The organism is Bacteroidales bacterium, assembly GCA_017521245.1.
Classification (GTDB): domain Bacteria; phylum Bacteroidota; class Bacteroidia; order Bacteroidales; family G3-4614; genus Caccoplasma_A.
The window spans coordinates 1-4108 of record JAFXDI010000034.1; the positions used below are offsets into that span (position 1 = coordinate 1).

Sequence of the window (4108 nt, forward strand, 5' to 3'; positions counted from 1 at the left end):
AGACAGTTGCTATCATCAAAATATAGCGCAATACAGTGCGTATTTTAGCCGCCGTAGTATCGACCTCGTAATCGCCGTCAGTAGCGTAAACAATATATTGCGATGGCTCGACAACAATCGCAGGCTCGTCAGCAGTAGCTGAACGTACGATGGTTGGAGTATTAAAACTCTGCTCACCATCGACAAGCATATAGCTTGGACGGTTGACATCTAATGTGCCGACATATGTAATGTTCTCTGTCGTTCTCCAATCCTCGTCGAATACAACACGTACGACAGAAAGAATCAAATCGGGAAGGAACATCAAACAAACTATTACAAAAAGCGCAACGATACGTCGCTGGGTGGATTTAGAAATTTTCATGTTCTTAATGTTTTTAGAATGTTATTTTGCAATTATCATTAACAAATTATCGTTAATCGTTATGCGAAGGTAATGACAAATTCCGAAATCGCAAACATTTCGTTAATTATTTAATGTTTATCGTTAATTTTAATAAGAATGCAGATCTCTTTGTTAAACGTCATCTTTGGAAGATGCACAGCAGAAACACTTGTAACACTCAATGTATCAAACCCATACACAAACAAAGACGAAACGATTTTACAAACAAAACCGTTTATCGCTTTTCTGAACTGAAATTCAGGTAAAAACCAAGGATAATCTGAGCATTGAACAAAGTAAATAATCAGCAGCCTGCTTAATTTTGTCACTGTTATTTTTTTATTATCTTTACAGCAAATAAGAGATTTCTGTCATATTTTTAATATGCTGAAATTATTAAGATAATACTACAACCCTAAAGAGTATGACAGCAATAGTTGGTACAATAAATAGGCGCGGGGTGGCGTTTGCAGCGGATAGTGCAGCCACACTAACTATTTCAGATAAGGTAAAAATTACAAATCATACCAATAAAATTTTTGCATTATCTAAAAAGCACCCTGTCGGTATTGCCATTTATAACAATCTAGATTTTCATGGTGTACCATGGGAAAATATCTTTAAGATGTACCGTGATAACCATTTAAAAGACAACTCTTTTGCAAAATTATCTGATTATACAAATGATTTTTGGTGCTATTTAACAGGCGTAATATTGCCGAAACTTTATGCTGAACAAAAACTTCACATTGCATTTATGGCGAACCAATTGCTCAATGGAGTTAAAAGTTTAGCAATTGAAGGATTGAAAGACCAGGGTGCTGAGATAAACAATCAAACGATTTTATCCTCAATAATCAAAATCTTACAAGGCTTTTCTGGGGATTATAAAAAACATACGCGTGGAGAAGGCTTTGAAGGTTATACGAAAAAGCAATTTAACAGTTATGCTCTGGAGGTAATAGATTCTATTGTTGATAAAATAGTTGCAGACCCATCATGTCCAAAAGACTTTAAAGACACCTTTGTAGACGCTCTATTTTGGATAATAATGTCTAATCATAATGTATATTTTAATTATACAGGTCTGATCTTTTGGGGATATGGAGAGGATGAGTTATTTCCTTCTTATTATGAATATAAAATAGGTCTTGCTTTTGATAATAGAGTAAAGCACCATAAAATATCTGACTACGAGGTTTCAAATAGTCAGAGTGCATGTATTGCTCCATTTGCTCAGTCAGATGTGGCTAACACAGTGGTTAGGGGCATTGATCAAAGGCTAAAAGATACTATCATTGATGGAATCTTTGGACATTTTAGTAACTTTCGAGACAATATTAGTGAAACACTTCAGACAGCATCAGCTCCGCAAGAACTTATAGATGCCATCAATGGCATTAAAATTGATGACATGACTAAACCGTTAGTTGATGATATAAACAATTATATACGAGACAATTATACGGGAAAACTTTTAGAAACAGTTGCATTCCTAAACAAAGAGGATTTGGCTGACATGGCAGAAAGTCTAGTTAGAATGACTTGCTTAAAGAGACATGTAACAACAGACGATGAAACTGTCGGTGGTCCAGTAGATGTAGCCGTAATCACAAAGGGAGATGGCTTTATATGGATCAAGAGGAAACACTATTTTGAGGCTAATTTAAATCACCATTATTTTGCAAAATAACAGCTATGGCAACAATATATTCTTCTGATATTGACAAGGGACACAAGCAAGTAAAGATGTCCATTGCAGCTAAAAATACCCATAATAGAACTTCTAATTCATTCTTCACTAAATCAAAAGCAGCAATGATTGAGTCTTTAAAAAGAGATCTCGCCTCCATAAAATCAATCAAGTGGAAGTGACAAATATATAACCTTTAATTTACTTGTAAATAGGTCATATATCTATCAAATGATATAGCAAGTCCCCCACATACTATACACGCCAATCTATATTTGTGATTTGTGCATTATGCAGAGGCAACACCTCTGCTTTTTTTTGTGCCGTTGTCTGAGCTTTCGGGCGGATATTCCTATGCTTTTCTTAGGTAACCGCAAAATAAATGAAAAATTTTTGCCCTTGTTCCAAACCTTCCCGGACAAAGGCTCCCTATACTTTCAATGAAGCAACCTCAATTGCGCAGACAATACATTTATATTAAACCAATAAAACTAAGATCTATGGAAGTACTAACTATCGAACACAGTGCTTTTCAGCAGTTGATTAGCAAAATTGAAGCAATGGACGAGTTCATCCGCAAAGCCAAGTTAGAGCAGCAAAGCTCTCTTGACGATGATTGGGTTGACGGGCAAGCCGTCTGCGAGTATCTCTGCATCTGCGACAAGACTCTGCAACGCCTACGCAGTGCCGGTAAAATCACTTACAGCACCATCGGCAACAAGTACTACTATCAAATTGCAGAGATCAAGCGTTGCCTACGTGCTCACACAATCAAAAGCAGTGAGGAGATGATACAAAACCTAATCGCCCATAAGCGTAATAGCAAGATGAAGGCGAGTGCTAATGTTCTGTAAACCAAAGCGACGACTACAGCGTCTGAGCGAATAAACTAGCTTGTTTTCAGTTTATTGAGGTTCCGAACCCCAATAAACTGAGGCAAACCAAAAGTTCTGACTCTGCATTAGAGTAAACAAAAATCAGTCGTGAAAAATAAGGCTGACAACGAAAATCAGCCCCAAATCAAACGACTGTCAACGTAAAATAGTTCTAAATCATTAATCCGTCAACTTGGACCAGTCGTAAGACAGAAATTTGACAACCAAAATCAGCAAATTACAGTCTTCAGCAAGGACTTCAACAAGGACTTGAACAAGGAATCGAGCGTGGAACTCAGCATGGAATTGAACAAGGTAAAATAGATACCGCCCGTCTGATGAAGGCAAATAGAATCTCCATAGAGATGATTATCACCTGCACAGGGCTTACCTTGGAACAGATAGAACAATTGTAGGCTACCTTTAAAAGCAAATAGCAGCCTACTTTACATTTAATAAAACGAGCCAATGGTGAACTTAGAAGAGTAACACCATTGGCTCATTTTTATTGTTTCAAAGAATCTAAAAAAGTTCTATAAAAACTTTGCAGGGTTTTTATGGGATTTTACCCAAGAAAAAACATAAAGGAGGCAAAAGTTTCAGAATCCTATCCTTTAAATCTGATTTTAGTCACCCATCAGATCATACCCGGCTCGACCACATACTGTCATACCCTGCTCAATCACACACGTCATACCCGGCTTGACCGGGTATCTCAATTTATCAATGGCGCTAACAACTGCCTCAACCAAATTTTCACTCATGTCTGATTGTTTCAGCAAGTGATTTTTGACTTCGTATTTTGGGGTATGGAGTAGATCCCCGATCAGGTCGGGGATGACTTCGTTAGGTGGGGTGATCAGTATGACAGAGTGCGGAAATCCTAGAGAAAATGCTATTGCGGAAAGAGTCAACGGAATACTAAAAACGGAATGGCTCAATGATGAGCACTTTGTAGGCTTGATTGATGCACGGAATAGAATAGCTCAAGTTATTGATATATATAACAATAAACGCCCACACTTAAGTCTTGATTATGCAACTCCGAATCAAGCATATGTCATGAAAGGAGAACAGAGAAGGAAGTGGAAGAACTATTATAAAAGCCAAAGTCCTGAAAAAGATGAAGAAATAATCCTATCTTTGACAACAGAT

The 4108-nt window shown here is 37.2% G+C and carries 5 protein-coding genes; 4 read left to right on the plus strand and 1 reads right to left on the minus strand.

Features of this window, described 5'->3' with window-relative positions:
* Positions 1–364, minus strand: a 364-nt coding sequence (locus tag IKK64_05925) for a hypothetical protein (protein ID MBR4119601.1), incomplete at its 3' end; no start/stop codon positions are given.
* 445 nt (positions 365–809) lie between these two features.
* On the opposite strand from IKK64_05925, the gene IKK64_05930 reads away from it, so the two are divergent.
* The 4 genes from IKK64_05930 to IKK64_05945 form a co-directional block, all read left to right on the plus strand.
* Positions 810–2078, plus strand: coding sequence for a hypothetical protein (locus tag IKK64_05930; protein MBR4119602.1), 1269 nt, complete (start codon positions 810–812; stop codon positions 2076–2078).
* Positions 2079–2083: 5 nt separating this feature from the next.
* Complete coding sequence (locus tag IKK64_05935) at positions 2084–2260, plus strand: hypothetical protein (protein MBR4119603.1); 177 nt, start codon at positions 2084–2086, stop codon at positions 2258–2260.
* Between the two features lie 318 nt (positions 2261–2578).
* Complete coding sequence (locus tag IKK64_05940; protein MBR4119604.1) at positions 2579–2932, plus strand: helix-turn-helix domain-containing protein; 354 nt, start codon at positions 2579–2581, stop codon at positions 2930–2932.
* 885 nt (positions 2933–3817) lie between these two features.
* Positions 3818–4108 (plus strand): transposase (locus IKK64_05945; protein MBR4119605.1); only part of this gene is annotated, 291 nt, incomplete at its 3' end.

Coding starts and splice junctions, on each gene's coding strand:
- IKK64_05940 (MBR4119604.1), top strand. CDS start 2,579: ATGGAAGTACTAACTATCGAACACAGTGCTTTTCAGCAGTTGATTAGC.
- IKK64_05935 (MBR4119603.1), top strand. CDS start 2,084: ATGGCAACAATATATTCTTCTGATATTGACAAGGGACACAAGCAAGTA.
- IKK64_05930 (MBR4119602.1), top strand. CDS start 810: ATGACAGCAATAGTTGGTACAATAAATAGGCGCGGGGTGGCGTTTGCA.